This is a genomic window from Dechloromonas aromatica RCB (assembly GCF_000012425.1).
Genome location: NC_007298.1, coordinates 1,232,501 through 1,250,333, shown reverse-complemented (window position 1 = coordinate 1,250,333; position 17,833 = coordinate 1,232,501). Strand labels below are relative to the sequence as shown.

Below are 17,833 nucleotides of genomic sequence, written 5' to 3'. Positions count from 1 at the left end.
CCTCAATAACGCTCGAAGTCACCCTCGTTGATCTGAACCGCTGCCGTCCGGGTTGCGACGCGCGGTTTGGCGCCCCCTGCCGAACTACGGCTGGGCGGGGCGAAATTCTGGGCGCTACGCCGCTGGCCATCATCGAGTTGGAAGAAGGTCATGGTCTGCTGCAGTTGCTCGGCCTGCGAACCAAGTTCCTCGGCAGTTGCGGCGAGCTCTTCGGAAGCCGACGCGTTCTGCTGGGTGGCCTGGTTCAACTGCCCCATGGCACCATTGATCTGGGCCACACCGGACGATTGCTCAGCCGACGCGGCAGCAATTTCCTGAACCAGATCGGACGTCTTGCGAATCGACGGCACCATCTCGACCAGCAGCGTGCCGGCCCGTTCGGCCTGCTTGACGGACGACGACGCCAGGCCACCGATTTCCTGAGCGGCGACTTGCGAGCGTTCGGCCAGCTTGCGAACCTCGGCGGCGACCACCGCGAAGCCCTTGCCATGATCGCCGGCACGGGCCGCTTCGATGGCAGCGTTGAGAGCCAGCAGGTTGGTCTGGTAGGCGATGTCGTCGATGATGCCAATTTTGTCGGCAATGCTCTTCATCGCTTCCACTGTCTGCATGACTGCCTCGCCGCCATCGGAGGCTTCGGCGGCGGCCTTCGAGGCCATGCCGTCGGTGACCTTGGCGTTTTCGGTGTTCTGCGAAATGGATGCAGTCATCTGCTCCATGGACGATGTCGTTTCCTCGACCGAAGCCGCTTGCTCGCTGGAGGACTGCGACAGCGACTGGGCGGTGGCCGAGACCTGGCCGGCGGCGTTGGTCAGGTTGTCGGCCGCGGTGCGCACTTCGCCGATGATCTGCGTCAGCTTGCCGATCATGTTCTGCATGGCGGCCATCAGGTGGCCGATTTCGTCCTGACTATCCGACTCCAGTTTTACGGTCAGGTCGCCTTCGGACAGCGCCGTAGCCGCCCTGACCGCCTCATTGATCGGACGGGTGATACTGCGCGTCACCCACCAGGCAAAGCCAGCGGCAATCAAAATGGCACCAATGGCCATGGCGAGGATCAATTGCTTGGCGTTGTTGACCATTTCCGCGGCATTCTTGCCTTCCTTCTCCATCATGGCGGACTGGAAGGCGATCAATTCATTTACGGCGGCGATGTAGTCGGCTTGCGACTTGCGAACCTTGGTAATGAGCAGATCAACCGCCTCGTCCTTCTTGCTCGCTTTCAGAAGTTCTAGCGCAGCCTCCTGGTCTCCGAGGTAAGCCTTGCGGGCCTCGGTAGCCTTGGCCAGAGTTTTTTTCCCCTCCTCACTGAGGATCAGCTTCTCGAGTTTGGCAAAGCTTTCGGTAATCTTTTTCCGCGCATCGGCGACGCGGTCCAGTTCCTTGCTCACATCTTCCGGGCGTTTGACCAGTGCGGCGTTGCGTATGGCGCGGGCAACGAGATTGATGTTGTTGACAATGTCATTGGCGATGACGGTTTTTGGGAATTTGTCGCTGACCATGTCGTTGATCGACTCGTTCAACGTGCCGAGGCGGGTGTAGGAAATGACGGAAATGGCCGTCAGCAGGATCAGGACAAACCCGAATCCCAGGCCAAGGCGGGTGCCAATCTTTAGGTTTTTGAACATGATCTACCTCTTCTCGGTACGGCGATGAATTAAATATCGGGGGTGGATAGGGAAATCTGGGGGCGGACGGCCGGCAGCATTTTTTGGGCCTCAGCCTGTGTGACAGCATGGACCAGGGCGGCCACGTCGAGAATCAGCGCGACCTCGCCGCTGCCCAGGATGGTCGAGCCGCCAATGCCACGCAGATGCCGGAACATGGCACCGAGTGGCTTGATGACCGTCTGGAATTCCCCCATCAGCTGGTCGACAACGATGCCGGCGCGTTGCCCGCCAAACTGGACGACGACAATGCTTTCGCGGGGCGGCGGTTCACCCGGCACTTCAAACAGCTCGCGCAAGCGGATGAAAGGTAGCGCTTCGCCGCGCAGGTTGAGGAAATTGCGCTCGGTCAGCTGGTTCTTGAGTTCGATGCACTCGACCACAGTGTCGAGCGGAATGACGTAGGCGGCCTTGCCAACGCCGACCAGGAAACCGTCGATGATGGCCAGCGTCAGCGGTAGGCGGATGGTGAAGGTGGCGCCTTGGCCGTCGACCGAGGCGACATCGACCGCGCCGCGCAGGGCCTGAATGTTGCGACGGACGACATCCATGCCGACGCCGCGCCCAGAGAGGTTGGATACCTTGTCTACTGTCGAGAAACCCGGTTCGAAGATGAGATTGACGATTTCGCTGTCCGAAAGCGTTTCACCGGGCTGGATGACACCACGTTCCAAGGCCTTGGCGGTGATTTTTTCCTTATTCAGGCCGCCGCCATCGTCGGAAATTTCGATGACGATACTACCCGAGTCGTGAAAGGCATTGAGCGCGACGCGGCCACAGGCCGGCTTGCCGCGTTCGAGGCGCACGGCGGTCGGTTCTATGCCATGGTCCAGCGAATTGCGGACCAGATGCATCAAGGGGTCGCCGATCTTTTCGACCACAGTTTTGTCGAGTTCGGTCTCGGCGCCGCTGATGACCAGTTCGATTTCCTTGCCGAGTTCTTTCGAGACGTCACGGACGACGCGGTTGAAGCGGGTGAAGGTGTCACCGATCTGGACCATGCGCAATTGCAGGGCCGAATCGCGGATGTTTTCGACAAGCCGCGAGAGCACCGAGGTGGCTTCGACCAGATCACCTTGCTTGCTTTTCTGGGCGAGCAGGTTGGCCGAGGCTCCGGCAATGACCAGTTCGCCGACCAGATCGATCAACTGGTCCAGCTTGTCGGCCTGAACACGGACCAGGCGGGCTTCCTTGGCTTTCTTGTCATTGATCTGGGCCTGCTTGACAACGGCCGCATCGACAATTTCCTTAAGCACCACCCTGTGGTCGACGAGGATTTCGCCGAGTTGGTGGCCAGGGCTAGCATTGTCCGGCGATAGATTCTCGGCTGAGAACTTTTGACTCAGCAGGCCTTGGTCAAGTTCGCCCTGGGTCAGCGCGCCACAGCGGACCAGGATTTCGCCGAGCCGCATGGTGTCTTCCGGCAACTCCTGAATGTGCTTGATGTACTCGGACAGTTTGCTGTTCGGCGGCAGGATGCGCAGGTCGCAATCGTCGCGCACGAAATCGAAAACACGCTCGATGTCGGCCTTCGAACTGCGGGTCTGCAACTGGATTTCAAAGCCGATGTAGCAGGACTCGGGGTCCATCTCGGCCGCTGCCGGCATGGCTTCGCTGATCGTTTCTATGCCGAGAATTTCACCCAGCGTACTCAGGTAGCGGATGAAGGAAAGTGGGTCCATGCCGCCACGCAGCACGTTTTCGCCAAAACGGACCGAGATGTGCCAGCTGTCGGTCAGGACGATACCGCCACCGGAGCTTTCGACTTCAACAGTGGCGTCGTGCACAGCCAGCGAGGACGCTTCCGGCGTCGCGGCGGTTTCGCCTTTGCCATCCAGAAAATGTTTGAGCCGCTCCGTCAGCGCATCGCCGCGGGCCTGGCATTCGGCATCCGGTGCCTCGCTTTCGGCAGCCAGCACCTCGATCAGGCTGACCATGTGGTCGCAGCATTCGAGCAGCAGCGTGGCGAGTGGCGGGCTGACCGCCAGTTCATTGTTGCGCAGTGCGTCGAGCAGATTTTCGACCCGATGCGTGAAAGCTTCGATGAAATGGCATTCGATGACGCCGGAGCCCCCCTTGATGGTATGGGCGGCGCGAAAGATGCCGTTGATGTTGTCGTGGTCGTTCGGATTCTGCTCAAGCTGCAACAGCCCGGCTTCCATGTCGGCCAGCTGTTCGCGACTTTCCTGAATGAAGACGCTGGTGATTTCGTCCATGCTGTTTTCTCCGCTGCTCAGGGGGCTTCGTGTGCCGGGATAACCAGCGGATCGCCGAATTCGGCGGCCATGTTGCAGAAGTCGATGACGGAACTGACGGCTTGACTGTGAGCGACGATACGCACGCACTTACCGGTTTTCTGGGCTTCCTTCTTGAGCAGGATGAGCAGTTGCAGGCCGGCGGTATCCATTTCCGACACCTGTGCCAGATTCAGTTCCAGTTCGTTGGTCGCAGCCAGTGCATTGAGGAGCACGGGTTTCAGCTCAAGGGCGTGGTAGATGGTGAGGTCATCGGAGATAACGAGCGGTGGGCTGGATGACATGGTGTCGTTCCCTAGAACAGTTCGATCCGCGATGAGGCCGGGGCCGGGGTTGCTGTCTCGCGTTTGAGTGTGCTCTGGTGGGTCGAACGCTGGCTCTCCATGACATAGCGTGAGTACAGCGCTTCCAGATGCTGGGCGATCGGCTGGTAGGTAAAGGCGGGGTCTTCATAGGCGCGCAGGCGTTCGGCCAGCAATCCGGCGTGTTCGTCGAGTTGCGACAGTGCCTGCACGGCGTGTTCGATCTGTTGCCGGCTGACGTCCTGGAACTGCACGCTGGCCTGAGCTTCCATGAACATGCCAGCCAGTTGCGTGCTGCTTTCCCGAACCTGGACGAGAACGTCGGCTTCGTGGCGCATCAGTTCCTCGTAACTTTGACCCAGTTCATTGAGCTGGCTGGAAAAGAATTCCAGCAGTTCTCGCTCTTTGGCCAGGTTCACATTCGATAGCTTGTCCTGGAATTGCGTTTCGATGTTTTCGGCAACCCCCGAAATACCCCGACTGATCTTGACGACCGCGGCCTCGGTCTCGCCCGACAGTTTGCGTACTTCGTCGGCGACGACGGCGAAGCCACGCCCCGCTTCGCCGGCCCGCGCCGCTTCGATGGCTGCATTGAGGGCCAGCAGGTTGGTCTGCCCGGCCACATGCTTGATCAACTGGACCAGTGATTCCAGCGAGCGAGCTTCCTGAACAACTTGCGTGACCCGTACCTGATCCTGATCGGCTTCCTGCAGGCGTTGTTGCACGTAGCCTTCCATCTTGGTCACGATGCTCTGATTCTGGGCAATTCGGGCCTCGGAGTCGTGCACCAGCTGGGCTGTTTCATCGGAGGTCGTATTGACGAAACGATCCAGCTTGGTCACCACTCCATCAATCGTTTGCAGACGTTCGACAATGTCGAAAGCGGCTTTCTCGGTATCGTCGATCACCCGCTTCAGCTGGCCGCGTACCACCTCGTTGAAATCGTGAACCTGTGTCAGTTCGCTGGAGACCTCCTCGGCTACCTTGTGGAAGGTGTCGCGCTTGCTCTCGCCTTTCTCGGCCATATGGCTGAGACCCAGCATGTAATCCCGGAAAAAGGCTTTCGAAACAATACGCTGCCCGATGAAGGCGACCAGGACGATGAACAGTGTTCCCAGAGCATCGGCAGCCGGCGCCGGCGCGAAGGTGCGATGAAAAATATCGTGAAAGAAGAAGACGGCGCTTGCCGCGCCGAACGCAACCATGGCGGCAACGATCAACTCTCGGCGCAGAAGTTTCGAGAAGTCCATGGTGTCAGCGAACAACCAGCTTGATGGTATTGAGCAACTCATCGGCCGTCGCCGGCTTGACTATCCAGCCGGAGGCACCAGCTGCCTTGGCTTCCATTTTGCGGGACTGCTGGGACTCGGTGGTCAGGAACAGGATGGGCACGAACTTGTACGCAGGCATCTTGCGAACCTCCTTGATCAGATCGATCCCGTTCATCCCTGGCATATTGAGATCGGTGATCAGGAGGTCGATCTTGATGCCGGATTGCAATTTGCGTATTGCCTCTTCGGCGCTCGCAGCCTTCTCGGTGGCATAGCCTGCCTTGGCGAGAATATTGGAAATACTGAGGAGGATGGTGGCCGAATCATCGACGAGAAAAATTGTTTTCATGACTTTAGAATTTGATATATTTGCACTAAATGATAATTAGATTTAGTCACTTCGGATAGCTTTTATATAGTCGGCGTTGACCCACATCAATAAAACAAGATGGATTTTCTTGGCATCAACCAGCCAAAAACAATGACCGCTTCCGAAAACTGATCAGCTCCCTACCTGCCGGTGAGGCCCCTGTTCCAGGCAAGTTATCACGAGGGGGCCGGCGCGAATACACCTTTCTCTCACTTGCCGATCGGCGTTCCGATCAACATGAGAAGGGCATTTGATGTGCTCTGCCGATAGATTTGAGCACCAAGTGTGGAAAGGCTTGTTCTGCTAGCGTCCGCGCAACGGCTTGAGCAGATCGGACAAGCCGTTGTGGTCGATCTCCTGCATCAGGGCCAGCAGCCGGCCGATCTGGCCTGGTGGAAACCCCTCGCGGGCGAACCAATTGAGGTAATTGCCGGGCAAGTCGGCGATCAGCGTGCCCTTGTGCTTGCCAAAAGGCATGGCCACGGTTACCAGGCGTTGCAAGTCTTCGGGATTCATTGGCTAGGGGTTTCAGGCGAAGCTGCCATTGTGCCAAAACTCAGCCGTGGAAAATCATCCACAAGGCGGTGGCCAGCAACATCAGCGCGAAAGCGACGCGCAGGCGGCGTTCCGGTAGGCGATGGGCGATGCCCACGCCGTAGGAAACGGTCAGCGCGCCGCCCAGTGCGAACAGCACGCCCATCTTCCAGTCGACCAGTCCGACCTTCGAAAAGGTCAGCAGGGCGACGATTGAACTGGGCATGACCAGGGCGATCGCGAAACCTTGCGCCATCGCCTGGGTCTGCCGGAAGAAGGTAACCAGAATGGGCGGCGTGATCATGCCGCCACCAATACTGATCAGGCCCTGACAGGTGCCGCCGACCAGCCCGACCAGTGGAATCAGCCGCTCCGGCAACGAGAATGACCAGCGCGAGCGCCCGGCGCGCAGGGACCACAGGCTGTGGATCGCTAGCCAAAGGAGGAAGGCGCCGAAGTAGCGACGCAGTTCGCTGGAGGCCAACCCACTGGCGTAATGGGCCGTCAAGGTCGTCGCCGTCACGGCACTCAGCACGAGCAAGGCAGTACGCAGTTTCGGCAGCGGCTGGCGCTGGGTGTAACGCCACAGAGAAATGCTCAGGTTCGGGACCATCATGACCAGCGCCGTCCCTTGCGCCAGCTTCTGGTCCATGCCGAACAGCCCAGTCATCACCGGAATGGCGATGATGCCACCACCAATGCCGAAGATACCGCCGGCCAGCCCCAGGGCAGCACCGATCAGTAACGGCAAGACAAGGCTCAGGGCAAGAATCATGACCGGACTCGAAAAAGTATCGGCTCATGATACTGCTTTGCTGAAAGGCAAAAATATCGCTAAATTAACTCCATTCGTTAATTTAAATCATCAATAAAACCATGAGTTCCGAACTGGCTTTCTTCAGTCTGCTCGTTCAGCAAGGCAGTCTGGTCCAGGCCGCCCGCGAGCTTGGCCTGACCGGCCCGGCGGTCAGCCGTCGCCTCAGCCAGCTTGAGCAACGACTTGGCGTCCGCCTGCTGGCCCGCACCACACGGCGGATGAGCCTGACGCCGGAAGGCGAACTTTATCTGGCCGAAAGCCGCCGCATCCTCGGCGAAATCGAGGCACTGGAGCAGGCCCTTAACCGGACCCGGGCGGAACCGCGCGGCCTGCTGCGCATCCACGCCACCTTCGGCTTCGGTCGCCGGCAACTGGCACCGGCTGTCTCGGAATTTGTCCGCCAGCATCCTGCCGTCGATATCCAGCTCACTTTGAGCGACCAGCCAGTCACGCCCGGTGAGCAGGGATTCGACATCGCCATCCGCTTCGGCGAGCCACCGGAGGCTCGCGTCGTTGCCCGCCAGATTGCCTCCAACCAGCGTTACCTGTTTGCCTCGCCGGCTTACCTGGCCAGACGCGGCCAGCCGCTGACGCTGGATGAACTCGTCAACCACGACTGCATCGTCATCCGCGAAGGTACCGGTGCCTTTGGCACGTGGACGCTGTGTTCGGGCAAGCAATGCCGGAACATCAAGGTCAGCGGCAAGTTGAGCAGCAATCACGGTGAAGTCGCCGTCGATTGGGCACTCGACGGCCATGGCATCCTGCTCCGCTCATTGTGGGACACCGCCACCGACCTGCGGGCTGGTCGCCTGGTTCGTGTGCTGCCCGAATGGTCGGGCAGCCCGGCCGACATCTATGCGCTTTACCCGCAGCGCCTGAACCTGTCGGCCAAGGTGCGGGTATTTCTCGATTTTCTGACTGAGCGCTTCGCCGCCTACCGCAGCGCCACCGACAGCGAGGCCGAATTGCCCTGGTAACCCGATGTCAGCGGGAAGCCCGCCACAGGGGATAGAGGCCGAGCAGACCAAGCAGCGGCCCGGGCAAGAGGAGCCACGCGATACTCGTCCCCCAACCGCCAATCCAGGCGGTACCAAGCTGGATCGACACCATGGTGATGGCAAAGCCGATCGAATTCTGGAAAGCCAGAGCGCTGCCAACGATTTCCGGCGGACAGGCGCGAGCCGAAAGTGCCGAGAAATGCGGTGAGTCGGCCACCACGCTGGCGCCCCAGAGCAGCAACAAGGCGATCCTTGCCCAGGCTGGCCAATCGCCAATCAACGGGAACAAGGCACAGCAGAAGGCCGAAACAGCCAATGCTGTTGCTGCCACGCGGGCACTGCCGATACGCTGGCTCCACCAGCCACCGAACAGGCAACCGATGGCGCCGATGCCGATGATGGCAAAGGCCAGCCCGGAAAGCTCACGGCTCCCTGACTCTGCCAATCCACTCAGGATGACCAACGCCGGCGTCAGGGTCCAGAAGGCATACAACTCCCACTGGTGGCCGAAATAGCCCAGTGCCGAGGCCCGGAATTCGCGCACCGAGAAGGCATAGAACACCCGGCCAAGCCGCAGGGGCGGTGCGCCATGCCGACGCTTCAGATGGGGGCCGTCACCGAGCCATGAAATCATAGCGGCAGCGACCAGCGCCAGCCCGGAGGAGATGAGGATAGTCGCCTGCCACGACCACCCTGCCCCGGCCAGCCGGATGCCATGCGGCAAGGCCGTCCCCAAGGTGAGCATGCCGACCAGTTGGGCCAGCGCGGCACCGGCCCGCTCGGGCACCCAACTCACCACCAGTTTCATGCCCAGCGGGTAGACGCCAGCCAGACAGAAACCAACCGCAAAGCGCAGGGGAATGGCCGTGCCCATGCCATCGGCCAGCAGGGCAAAGGCGGCATTGCACAGGGCGCCCAGCACGGCGCAGACGGCGAAGATTCGGCTCGCCGCGAAGCGGTCGGCCAACCCGGACACCGCGAAGGTCAGCGTACCGAGGATGAAACCGAGTTGCACGGCATTGGTCAGTGTGCCGATGTCGGCCGGCGCTATGCCCCAGGCGCGGATCAGATCGTCGGCTGCGCTGTTGGCCGAGAACCACAGCGAGGTGCCGAACAGTTGGGCAATGACGATGACGAGGACGGGGTTTTGCATGGGTCTGTCGGGAACCGGAATAGCCGCAAGCTTATCGCCGTTTTTCGAATCAGCGCCAGAAAAGGAGTGCGGCGTTTCATGACCGTTGGCTGCAGCTCGATGGAAAGAACAAGCCTCCGGTAGAATCGGCGCTCCTGAAGCTCTTCCCCTGCGCATGACCAAACCTGCCACACCCAACTATCTCGCCGGCTATCCCGCGCACCTGACGGAATCCGTACAGCGCCTGATTGAACAGGATCAGCTCGGGAAAGTGCTGCGCCAGAAACACCCGCAGGTTCATCAGATACGGACCGACAAGGCCCTGTACGACTACGTTCAGGAGATCAAAAACACGTATCTGCGCAACGCACCACAGCCGAGCAAGGTGGCCTTTGACGGCAAGCTGCAGACCCTGCAAAAAGCGCTCGGCATCCATACCCGGATCTCCCGCGTCCAGGGCGGAAAGCTCAAGACCAAGCGCGAAATCCACGTTGCCAGCGTCTTTCGCGAGATGCCACCGGAGTTCCTGCGCATGATCGTCGTTCATGAAATTGCCCACCTCAAGGAACCCGAGCACGACAAAGCGTTCTACCAACTGTGCCAGTACATGGAGGCGGATTATTTCCAGCTTGAGTTCGACCTTCGCGCCTACCTTTGCCTTCTCGCAGCCGGTGGTCCGCCATTGTGGGCGGCCGAGGCTTCCGGGGGAATTGGCTGACATGCACGGTCAACCACAACTCAAATCTTCTGCGACCAAACGGAGTAGCAAAGCATGCATCCAAGCCTGATCAGATTGCTGCCAATTGCCTTTTTGCTGCTACTCGGCGGCTGTATGTCGCCGGGCATTCCTCAAGCCAGCGGTAGCGGCGAACAGCCGGTGGCTCGGGCGCTGTTGCAGAAATCAGCTGACGCGCATGGCCTGGCCGCCTTCCGCCAGATCGACGACCTCAGCGTCGGCTATGCCGGTGAGTGGTACGGACTGGTCAGCAAGGTTCAGCCAACGCTGATCGACGCCGATTTCCGCCAGGGGTCACAGGAACGGATCATTTTCAAGGACGGACCGGTCATCGCCCAGCGCCACCTCGGCCCCAAGGGCAACAAGCAGGTCATCCGCCGAACAGGCGATGTGCAGGTTTTCTACAACGATGTAGCCACCACCGACCGGGAGGTGCTGGCAGCCGCCGCGCTGGTCGCCGACGGCTACCGGATGTTCCTGACCGGGCCATTCTATTTCCTCGACGGTAACCTGAGCCTGGAAGTGGGCGAAGACGAAACCGTTGAAGGCCGCCCGTGCACGACGCTGGTCGCCGTGCGTCGTCCCGGCCACGGCCAGTCAGCGGAAGACCGCTACCAGCTGTTCATCGACACCGAAAACCACCTGCTGCGCCGCGTCCGTTTCACGATGGAGGGCCTGGAATCAACGCAAGGCGCTATCGCCGAGGTCGATTTCTTCGACCACAAGGAAATTGCCGGCGTCACTTGGCCAACCCGTTTTTACGAGCGCCTGCGCAAACCCATCCCGAGCCTGCCGGTACATGACTGGCGACTGATCGGGCTGGATGTGAATCGCGGGCTGAGCGAAGCCGACATTGCGGGGCCTAGCTTCTCAGCCAAAGCTGCTGAAGCCGCTCGACCGATCAAATAAGAAACGATGAGCCAACTGACCGAACTGCACGCCGATATCGACGCCCGGGTGGCCAGCATCCGGGAAAACAAGGCCGACTGGCTTTGCGGCAAAGGCTGCGATAGCTGCTGCAAACGACTGGCCGAGGTGCCGCGACTGACCGCGGCCGAATGGGACCTGCTGCGCGAAGGCCTGGCCGGGTTGGCCCCGGATCACCTGCAAGCGATCAGCCGTGAGATCACCGCCGTGGCCAATTCAACAGCCCGCCCCGTCATCTGCCCGCTGCTCGACCGCAGTAGCGGTGCCTGCCCGGTCTATCTGCACCGCCCGGTCGCCTGCCGCACCTATGGTTTTTACATGCAGCGCGACCTTGGGCTGTTTTGCCGCGACATCGAAAAAGAGGTGGCTGCTGGCGCCCTGCCGGACGTGGTCTGGGGCAATCACGATGCCATCGACCGCCGGCTGGCCGGTCTGGGCGAAAGCCGGGCGCTGACGGAGTGGTTTGCAGACTGGCAAGCAACCGGCGACGCCGCCGGGCAAGCGACGACGTTTGTGTTTAACGACGGGAAGTAACCGGAGATTCCATCATGAACATGTTCAAGCGCTTGCCAGGCTTTACCCGCACACCGGACGGGAAGGAACGGCTTGTTCTCCGAATGATTCCCAAGGTGTTTTTCTACGGTAGCTTGCTGCTGGCGATCCCTTCTCTGCTGGCCCGACTAATCGCCGCCCCAGAGAATACGCAGGCGATCATGACGACCGACATCTACGTCATCAGCCTGGTCATCCTGCACGGGACAGTTGTCGTGACGGTGGCGATTGCCGCCTTCATCATCATGCTGATGAAAGGCCCGGCCTACGTCGCCGATGCCTACCCGCTCGATGAGGACGAAAGTCTGGAACCCAGGCCGGAACGGGATCGTCATGTCCGATGATTCTCAGGGAACCCCGGAGGAAAATTCCGCCCCGGTTCCCCACGGACGCTGGTCGCGCCTGGCCCGTCTGGGCTCATTGGCCGGCGGCGTGGCCGGCAATATGCTGGCCGAGGGCGCCCGCCAGTTTGCACAAGGCAAGCGGCCAAAAATCCAGCAACTACTGCTGACGCCGGCCAATGCCCGCCGGGTGGCCGATCAACTGGCGCAACTACGCGGTGCGGCCATGAAAGTGGGGCAGCTGCTATCGATGGATGCCGGCGAACTGCTGCCGCCCGAACTGGCCGACATTCTTGCCCGACTGCGCGCCGACGCCATCCCGATGCCGATGAGCCAGGTGGTCAAGGTGCTCAATACCAACTGGGGCGAAGGCTGGGATCGCCATTTCGAGCGTTTCTCCTTCACCCCGATGGCAGCAGCCTCGATCGGCCAGGTGCATTTCGGGCAAAGGAAAGATGGCCGCCACTTGGCGATCAAGATCCAGTACCCCGGCGTTCGCCAGAGCATCGACAGCGATGTCGACAATGTGGCCACCCTGCTCCGTGTTTCCGGCCTGCTGCCCAAAACGCTGGACGTCAAACCACTACTGGAAGAAGCCAAAAAGCAATTGCATGACGAAGCCGATTACCGTCGAGAGGGCGCCTGCATGATGCAGTTTGCCGGCCTGCTGGCCGATGCCGACGAGTTCATGGTGCCGGAAATGCACGACGATCTGACCACGGAAAACATCCTGGCGATGACCCGCCTGGATGGCGTGGCCGTCGAGTCCCTGAGCCATGCCCCGCAGGCGGAGCGGGACCGCATCATCAGCCAGTTATTCAGGCTGCTGTTTCGCGAGATTTTCGAATTCCGGCTAATCCAGACTGACCCGAACTTCGCCAATTACCGATACGCCGCCGCGTCACAGCAGCTCATGCTGCTCGACTTCGGCGCTACCCGGGTGTACCCCGCGGCCATGATCGACAGCTATCGCCACCTGATGCTCAGCGCCATTGCCGATGATCGTTCGGCGATGAACCAGGCGGCCCAGGCGATCGGCTATTTTCAGAGCGATATTAAGGAGGGGCAGCGCCAGGCTGTGCTGGATATTTTCGCGCTGGCCTGCGAGCCGCTGCGACAGGCAGGAGAATACGATTTCGGCAGTTCCGATCTGGCGCTGCGAATTCGTGACGCGAGCATGGTACTCGGCATGGATCGGGATTTCTGGCACACCCCACCGGCGGATGCGCTCTTTCTGCATCGCAAGCTGGGCGGCCTGTATCTGCTGGCAGCAAGGCTCAAGGCGCGGGCGAACTTGCATGAAATCGCTGCCCGCCACTTGCTGGCCGGCTAGCTGGCGGCGCGGATCCCCCCCGTGAGAACGAAGATCTGAATCACACCGGCCTGACTCAGCCAGCGCTCAATTGGTCAGGATGCGAACCTTGACCGTCTTGCCCTTGACCTTGCCGGCCGACAGCTTGCGCACCGTCTCCTTGGCCACAGCACGCGCTACGGCCACATAGGTGCTCTGGTCAGTTACCGTGATCTTGCCGACCTGCTCGCGGGTCAGGCCAGCCTCGCCAGCCAGCGCGCCCATCACGTCGCCGGGACGAATCTTGTCCTTGCGCCCGCCGAGCATCAGCAATGTCGACATCGGCGGCACCAGCGGCGAATCGTCGGTGACTTCCACGGTTTTCAGATCAAGCACGTCGAGCTTGCACTTCATCATCTCGGCGATCGTCGCCACCCGGCGGCGGTCGCCGGAACTGCACAGACTCAACGCCCAGCCCTCTTCATCACCACGGCCGGTCCGGCCGATACGGTGGATGTGGATTTCCGGATCGGGTGTCACATCAACATTGATCACCGCTTCAAGCTGATCGATATCCAGGCCGCGCGCCGCAACGTCGGTCGCCACCAGCACCGAGCAACTGCGGTTGGCGAACTGGATCAGCACCTGATCGCGCTCGCGTTGCTCCAGATCGCCATTCAGCGTCAGCGCATGAATGCCGGCGTGGCGCAGGACATTGACCAGATCACGACACTGCTGCTTGGTATTGCAGAACGCCAGCGTGCTGACCGGACGGTAATGCTTGAGCAGGCGCACCACGGCATCGAGGCGCTCGTCGTCCTTGACCTCGTAAAAGCGCTGGCGAATCTTGGTTTCCTCATGCAGCTCAAGGAGTTTGACTTCCTTGGGCTGACGCAAAAACTGCCTGGCCAGCAGGGCGATGCCTTCCGGATAGGTCGCCGAGAACAACAGCGTCTGGCGCTGCGCCGGGCACCGCTTGGCGACGTAAGCAATGTCATCATGGAAGCCCATGTCGAGCATGCGGTCGGCTTCGTCAAGGACCAGCGTGTTCAATTCGTCGAGCTTCAGGTAGCCGCGCTCCATGTGGTCCATGATGCGACCTGGCGTGCCAACGACTATGTGGACGCCTTTTTCCAGGCTGTTCGCCTGATTGCGCAGCGTTGAGCCACCAACCAGCGACAACACCTTGATGTTCTCTTCAAAACGGGCCAGACGCCGGATTTCCTGCGTCACCTGATCGGCCAGTTCACGGGTCGGGCACAGCACCATGGCCTGCACGGCGAAACGACTGGTGTTCAGGCGATTGAGCAAGGCAAGACCAAAGGCGGCGGTCTTGCCGCTACCAGTCTTGGCTTGGGCGATCAGATCATTGCCGGCCAGCGCCAGGGGCAGGCTGGCCGCCTGGATAGGCGTCATGCTCAAGTATTCAAGCTGCGCCAGATTGGCCAGCATGGCCGGCGACAGCGGTAGCGTGTCAAAACTTTGGCCTGCGGTGGTGTCTTCGCTCATGCCCGATTTAATCCTTGCGCTTGCGCGCCGGCATCGGCTTGCGTTGGCGTTGGCCCGGCTTATGAACTTCGGCCTCCGGCTTCGGCTTGGGCACCAGCAGGTTCTTGGCGGTCGTCTTTTCCGAAGCGCGATGAGCCAGAATGGCTTTTGTCACGTCAGCTGGTTCCACAGTAACGCCAGCATGCTCGCCCTTGACGTTGTAAGCCGAGAGGCGGTCCTTGATGGCAAACAGGCGCTCCGGAGTTTCCGCCTTGCGCGGAAGACCGGTAACGATTTCCTGCGCCGCAGCGGTCAGCACGAAACCGCCCGCCTCTGCCTTGATCAGGCCATGCTTGGCCAGCCGGTCGAAAGCCTCGACCAGCTTCGCCTCGTTGGGAATGTTGTTCTGCAGCAGATCAGCCGCGGCGACGATCTCGACCAGTTCGCCCGGCCGCCGCTTGGAAGAAAGCGCCGTGGCGAGGATAAGAAGGGAGTCAACGTCGTGGACTGGATGCATCGGAGTACCTTTGAATATCTGGGGAATGAGAAACGGCGGGGATTCAGCGGGTCAAAGGCCGGAAAAAAAGCGCCAGCCTGAAATCAGTTTCTCGCAAGGACGATAGTGTACCCGGTTTGCCGCCCAAGGCGGCGCCAAACCAGACAAACGGTGCCACGTTCAACCGGAAATTCATGCCAATTTCCACTCGTAAAAAAGGGCCACCCAAAGGCGGCCCCATCTTCATTGCCCAAGATTCGACAGTTACTTCGCTGACAGCGCCATCATCAGATCGTTGATGCGCTTCACGAAGCCAGCCGGATCGTCGAGTTGGCCACCTTCCGCCAGGGTTGCCTGTTCGAACAGCAGCGCCGCCCAGTCGTCGAAACGGCTTTCCTCGTACTTCAAGCGCATCACCGCCGGGTGCTGCGGGTTGATTTCGAGGATAGGCTTCGAGTTCGGCATTGGCTGACCAGCCGCCTTCATCAGGCGGGCCAGATTGCCGGACGGGTCATGCTCGTCAGACACCAGGCAGGACGGCGAATCGGTCAGGCGATAAGTTACGCGAACATCCTTGACCTTGTCGCCGAGCGAGGTTTTCACCTTCTCGAGCAGTTCCTTGTAGTCATCAGCAGCCTTTTCGGCTTCCTGCTTCTCGGCTTCATCTTCCAGCTTGCCCAGATCAAGACCGCCCTTGGCGACCGATTGCAGGTGCTTGCCGTCGAACTCGGTCAGGTGCCCAACCACCCACTCGTCGACACGATCAGACAGCAGCAGCACTTCGATACCCTTCTTGCGGAAGATCTCAAGATGCGGACTATTCTTGGCAGCATTGAAGGTGTCGGCGGTGACGAAGTAAATCTTCTCCTGGCCTTCCTTCATGCGGCCGATGTAGTCAGCCAACGAAACATTTTGCTCCGCCGTATCGTTGTGCGTTGAGGAGAAACGGATCAGGCCGGCGATCTTTTCCTTGTTGGCATGATCCTCGCCAACACCTTCCTTGAGCACAGAGCCAAAGGCTTCCCAGAACTTGGCGTATTTCTCCTTGTCGTTCTCGGCCAGGTCTTCCAGCATGCCCAGCACCTTGCGCGTACAACCGCTGCGGATGCCGTCGATATCCTTGCTCTGCTGCAGGATTTCACGAGAGACGTTGAGCGGCAGATCGGACGAATCGACCACCCCGCGCACGAAACGCATGTAGAGCGGCATTAGTTGTTCGGCATCGTCCATGATGAAGACGCGGCGCACATAGAGCTTGATGCCGTGACGGGCATTGCGGTCCCACAGGTCAAACGGCGCACGAGCCGGAATGTAGAGCAACTGCGTGTATTCCTGCTTGCCTTCGACACGGGCATGCGTCCACGCCAGCGGATCCTCGAAGTCGTGTGCGACGTGCTTGTAGAACTCCTTGTACTGCTCCTCGGTAATGTCGGACTTCGAGCGAACCCACAGCGCATTGGCCTGGTTGACGGTCTCGTCTTCCTCGGTCATCACCTGCTCGCCGTCCTTCCAGTCCTCCTTTTTCATCACGATAGGCAAGGTGATGTGATCGGAGTACTTGCGAATGATCGATTTCAGCTTCCAGCCACCGAGGAATTCATCCTCGCCTTCGCGCAGATGCAAGGTGACATCAGTACCACGCGTGGCCTTCTCGACCATTTCGACGGTGTAATCCCCCTCGCCACCGGATTCCCAGCAAACGGCCTGATTGGCCTCGACACCAGCGCGGCGGGAAACCACCGTGACCTTGTCGGCAATGATGAATGATGAGTAGAAGCCGACGCCGAACTGCCCGATCAGGTGGGCATCCTTGGCCTGATCACCGGTCAGTGCCGAGAAAAACTCCTTGGTACCGGACTTCGCGATGGTGCCGAGATGCTCAACCGCCTCATCACGCGACAAGCCAATGCCGTTGTCGGAAATGGTGATCGTACGAGCGTCTTTGTCGAAGGCAATGCGAATCTTCAATTCGGAATCATCGCCATAGAGCGCGCTATTGTTCAGCGCCTCGAAACGCAGCTTGTCGCAGGCATCGGACGCGTTGGAAACCAGTTCACGCAGGAAAATCTCCTTGTTGCTGTACAAGGAGTGGATCATCAATTGCAGCAGTTGCTTTACTTCAGCCTGGAAACCCAGGGTTTCGCGATTCGCATTCGCGGTTGCAGACTCGGACATGCTTGAAACTCCCAATGAAACATTAAGAACGTGGGTTGAGAGTTGGGGGCAGAACAGCCGAATTCAAGAGGAAGAAGAGGGTGCTATTTCGGTGCGTAAACGACAAACCCCCGTTAGCTTATGCTAACGGGGGTTTGAATGGGGAGTCTGGCGTTGACCTACTTTCGCGAGCGGTAAGCTCACTATCATTGGCGCGATGCTGTTTCACGGTCCTGTTCGGGAAGGGAAGGGGTGGTACCAGCAGGCTATTGACGCCAGACGTAACTTGTATGCCTCACGTCCTGGGGACGGGAAGCGCAAAATGGGGAAGGTTGTTTGTTGTGACTGCGTATGAGTTGCTGCAGATTACAAGGTTATAGGATCAAGCCGTACGGGCAATTAGTATCAGTTAGCTTAACGCATTACTGCGCTTCCACACCTGACCTATCAACGTCGTGGTCTTCGACGACCCTTCAAGGAGTTCAAGACTCCGGGAAAT

General features: G+C 59.8%; 17 protein-coding genes and 2 rRNA genes (1 of these 19 only partly in view). 6 read left to right on the top strand and 13 right to left on the bottom strand.

Annotated features, from left to right (window positions below):
• Positions 1 to 2 precede the first annotated feature (2 nt).
• The 7 genes from DARO_RS05960 to DARO_RS05930 all read right to left on the bottom strand — a co-directional run bounded on the left by DARO_RS05960 (position 3) and on the right by DARO_RS05930 (position 7,174).
• Positions 3 to 1,628, bottom strand: a complete 1,626-nt coding sequence (locus DARO_RS05960; RefSeq protein WP_011286908.1) for a methyl-accepting chemotaxis protein — start codon at positions 1,626 to 1,628, stop codon at positions 3 to 5.
• A 29-nt stretch (positions 1,629 to 1,657) separates the two neighbouring features.
• Positions 1,658 to 3,883, bottom strand: coding sequence for a chemotaxis protein CheA (locus DARO_RS05955; protein ID WP_011286907.1), 2,226 nt, complete (start codon positions 3,881 to 3,883; stop codon positions 1,658 to 1,660).
• 17 nt (positions 3,884 to 3,900) lie between these two features.
• Positions 3,901 to 4,206, bottom strand: coding sequence for an STAS domain-containing protein (locus DARO_RS05950; protein ID WP_011286906.1), 306 nt, complete (start codon positions 4,204 to 4,206; stop codon positions 3,901 to 3,903).
• A gap of 11 nt (positions 4,207 to 4,217) precedes the next feature.
• A complete protein-coding gene (locus DARO_RS05945; RefSeq protein ID WP_011286905.1) occupies positions 4,218 to 5,474 on the bottom strand; it encodes a methyl-accepting chemotaxis protein in 1,257 nt (418 codons plus the stop codon).
• A gap of 4 nt (positions 5,475 to 5,478) precedes the next feature.
• On the bottom strand, positions 5,479 to 5,844 hold the full coding sequence (locus DARO_RS05940) for a response regulator (protein WP_011286904.1): 366 nt from the start codon (positions 5,842 to 5,844) through the stop codon (positions 5,479 to 5,481).
• Positions 5,845 to 6,168: 324 nt separating this feature from the next.
• Positions 6,169 to 6,381 (bottom strand): DUF3820 family protein, encoded by a 213-nt coding sequence (locus DARO_RS05935; RefSeq protein WP_011286903.1) that lies wholly within the window; start codon positions 6,379 to 6,381, stop codon positions 6,169 to 6,171.
• A 40-nt stretch (positions 6,382 to 6,421) separates the two neighbouring features.
• Positions 6,422 to 7,174, bottom strand: a complete 753-nt coding sequence (locus DARO_RS05930) for a sulfite exporter TauE/SafE family protein (RefSeq protein ID WP_011286902.1) — start codon at positions 7,172 to 7,174, stop codon at positions 6,422 to 6,424.
• Between the two features lie 101 nt (positions 7,175 to 7,275).
• Here DARO_RS05930 and DARO_RS05925 point away from each other — a divergent pair, with 101 nt between their 5' ends.
• Positions 7,276 to 8,196 (top strand): LysR family transcriptional regulator, encoded by a 921-nt coding sequence (locus tag DARO_RS05925; RefSeq protein WP_011286901.1) that lies wholly within the window; start codon positions 7,276 to 7,278, stop codon positions 8,194 to 8,196.
• A gap of 7 nt (positions 8,197 to 8,203) precedes the next feature.
• Here the strand turns inward: DARO_RS05925 and DARO_RS05920 are convergent, their stop codons facing one another.
• Positions 8,204 to 9,370, bottom strand: coding sequence for an MFS transporter (locus tag DARO_RS05920; RefSeq protein WP_011286900.1), 1,167 nt, complete (start codon positions 9,368 to 9,370; stop codon positions 8,204 to 8,206).
• Positions 9,371 to 9,524: 154 nt separating this feature from the next.
• Here DARO_RS05920 and DARO_RS05915 point away from each other — a divergent pair, with 154 nt between their 5' ends.
• Genes DARO_RS05915 through DARO_RS05895 form a run of 5 tightly spaced genes read left to right on the top strand, consistent with a single transcriptional unit; the run spans position 9,525 to position 13,238 of the window.
• Entirely contained in the window at positions 9,525 to 10,067 is a 543-nt protein-coding gene (locus tag DARO_RS05915; RefSeq protein ID WP_011286899.1) for a YgjP-like metallopeptidase domain-containing protein, read from the top strand.
• Between the two features lie 54 nt (positions 10,068 to 10,121).
• Complete coding sequence (locus DARO_RS05910) at positions 10,122 to 10,994, top strand: hypothetical protein (RefSeq protein WP_011286898.1); 873 nt, start codon at positions 10,122 to 10,124, stop codon at positions 10,992 to 10,994.
• A gap of 6 nt (positions 10,995 to 11,000) precedes the next feature.
• Positions 11,001 to 11,546 carry a YkgJ family cysteine cluster protein gene (locus DARO_RS05905; protein ID WP_011286897.1) on the top strand — a complete coding sequence of 182 codons (546 nt, stop codon included), beginning with the start codon at positions 11,001 to 11,003 and terminating at the stop codon, positions 11,544 to 11,546.
• 14 nt (positions 11,547 to 11,560) lie between these two features.
• Positions 11,561 to 11,908: a hypothetical protein gene (locus DARO_RS05900; protein WP_011286896.1), complete on the top strand. Its 348-nt coding sequence runs from the start codon at positions 11,561 to 11,563 to the stop codon at positions 11,906 to 11,908.
• Positions 11,898 to 13,238 carry an ABC1 kinase family protein gene (locus DARO_RS05895; protein WP_011286895.1) on the top strand — a complete coding sequence of 447 codons (1,341 nt, stop codon included), beginning with the start codon at positions 11,898 to 11,900 and terminating at the stop codon, positions 13,236 to 13,238. The genes DARO_RS05900 and DARO_RS05895 overlap by 11 nt, the downstream gene beginning before the upstream one ends.
• 66 nt (positions 13,239 to 13,304) lie before the next feature.
• On the opposite strand, the gene dbpA is transcribed toward DARO_RS05895, so the two are convergent.
• From dbpA to DARO_RS05870, 5 genes are all read right to left on the bottom strand, one after another.
• Positions 13,305 to 14,705, bottom strand: a complete 1,401-nt coding sequence (gene dbpA / locus DARO_RS05890) for an ATP-dependent RNA helicase DbpA (protein ID WP_011286894.1) — start codon at positions 14,703 to 14,705, stop codon at positions 13,305 to 13,307.
• A 7-nt stretch (positions 14,706 to 14,712) separates the two neighbouring features.
• Entirely contained in the window at positions 14,713 to 15,201 is a 489-nt protein-coding gene (locus DARO_RS05885; RefSeq protein ID WP_011286893.1) for a hypothetical protein, read from the bottom strand.
• 243 nt (positions 15,202 to 15,444) lie between these two features.
• Complete coding sequence (gene htpG, locus DARO_RS05880; RefSeq protein WP_011286892.1) at positions 15,445 to 17,355, bottom strand: molecular chaperone HtpG; 1,911 nt, start codon at positions 17,353 to 17,355, stop codon at positions 15,445 to 15,447.
• Positions 17,356 to 17,500: 145 nt separating this feature from the next.
• A 5S ribosomal RNA gene (rrf, locus tag DARO_RS05875) occupies positions 17,501 to 17,614 on the bottom strand.
• A gap of 98 nt (positions 17,615 to 17,712) precedes the next feature.
• Positions 17,713 to 17,833 (bottom strand): 23S ribosomal RNA (locus tag DARO_RS05870); it runs 2,761 nt beyond the window's last position.

Coding starts and splice junctions, on each gene's coding strand:
- DARO_RS05900 (WP_011286896.1), top strand. CDS start 11,561: ATGAACATGTTCAAGCGCTTGCCAGGCTTTACCCGCACACCGGACGGG.
- DARO_RS05960 (WP_011286908.1), bottom strand. CDS start 1,628: ATGTTCAAAAACCTAAAGATTGGCACCCGCCTTGGCCTGGGATTCGGG.
- dbpA (WP_011286894.1), bottom strand. CDS start 14,705: ATGAGCGAAGACACCACCGCAGGCCAAAGTTTTGACACGCTACCGCTG.
- DARO_RS05930 (WP_011286902.1), bottom strand. CDS start 7,174: ATGATTCTTGCCCTGAGCCTTGTCTTGCCGTTACTGATCGGTGCTGCC.
- DARO_RS05920 (WP_011286900.1), bottom strand. CDS start 9,370: ATGCAAAACCCCGTCCTCGTCATCGTCATTGCCCAACTGTTCGGCACC.
- DARO_RS05885 (WP_011286893.1), bottom strand. CDS start 15,201: ATGCATCCAGTCCACGACGTTGACTCCCTTCTTATCCTCGCCACGGCG.
- DARO_RS05915 (WP_011286899.1), top strand. CDS start 9,525: ATGACCAAACCTGCCACACCCAACTATCTCGCCGGCTATCCCGCGCAC.
- DARO_RS05955 (WP_011286907.1), bottom strand. CDS start 3,883: ATGGACGAAATCACCAGCGTCTTCATTCAGGAAAGTCGCGAACAGCTG.
- htpG (WP_011286892.1), bottom strand. CDS start 17,355: ATGTCCGAGTCTGCAACCGCGAATGCGAATCGCGAAACCCTGGGTTTC.
- DARO_RS05910 (WP_011286898.1), top strand. CDS start 10,122: ATGCATCCAAGCCTGATCAGATTGCTGCCAATTGCCTTTTTGCTGCTA.
- DARO_RS05925 (WP_011286901.1), top strand. CDS start 7,276: ATGAGTTCCGAACTGGCTTTCTTCAGTCTGCTCGTTCAGCAAGGCAGT.
- DARO_RS05940 (WP_011286904.1), bottom strand. CDS start 5,844: ATGAAAACAATTTTTCTCGTCGATGATTCGGCCACCATCCTCCTCAGT.
- DARO_RS05935 (WP_011286903.1), bottom strand. CDS start 6,381: ATGAATCCCGAAGACTTGCAACGCCTGGTAACCGTGGCCATGCCTTTT.
- DARO_RS05905 (WP_011286897.1), top strand. CDS start 11,001: ATGAGCCAACTGACCGAACTGCACGCCGATATCGACGCCCGGGTGGCC.
- DARO_RS05950 (WP_011286906.1), bottom strand. CDS start 4,206: ATGTCATCCAGCCCACCGCTCGTTATCTCCGATGACCTCACCATCTAC.
- DARO_RS05895 (WP_011286895.1), top strand. CDS start 11,898: ATGTCCGATGATTCTCAGGGAACCCCGGAGGAAAATTCCGCCCCGGTT.
- DARO_RS05945 (WP_011286905.1), bottom strand. CDS start 5,474: ATGGACTTCTCGAAACTTCTGCGCCGAGAGTTGATCGTTGCCGCCATG.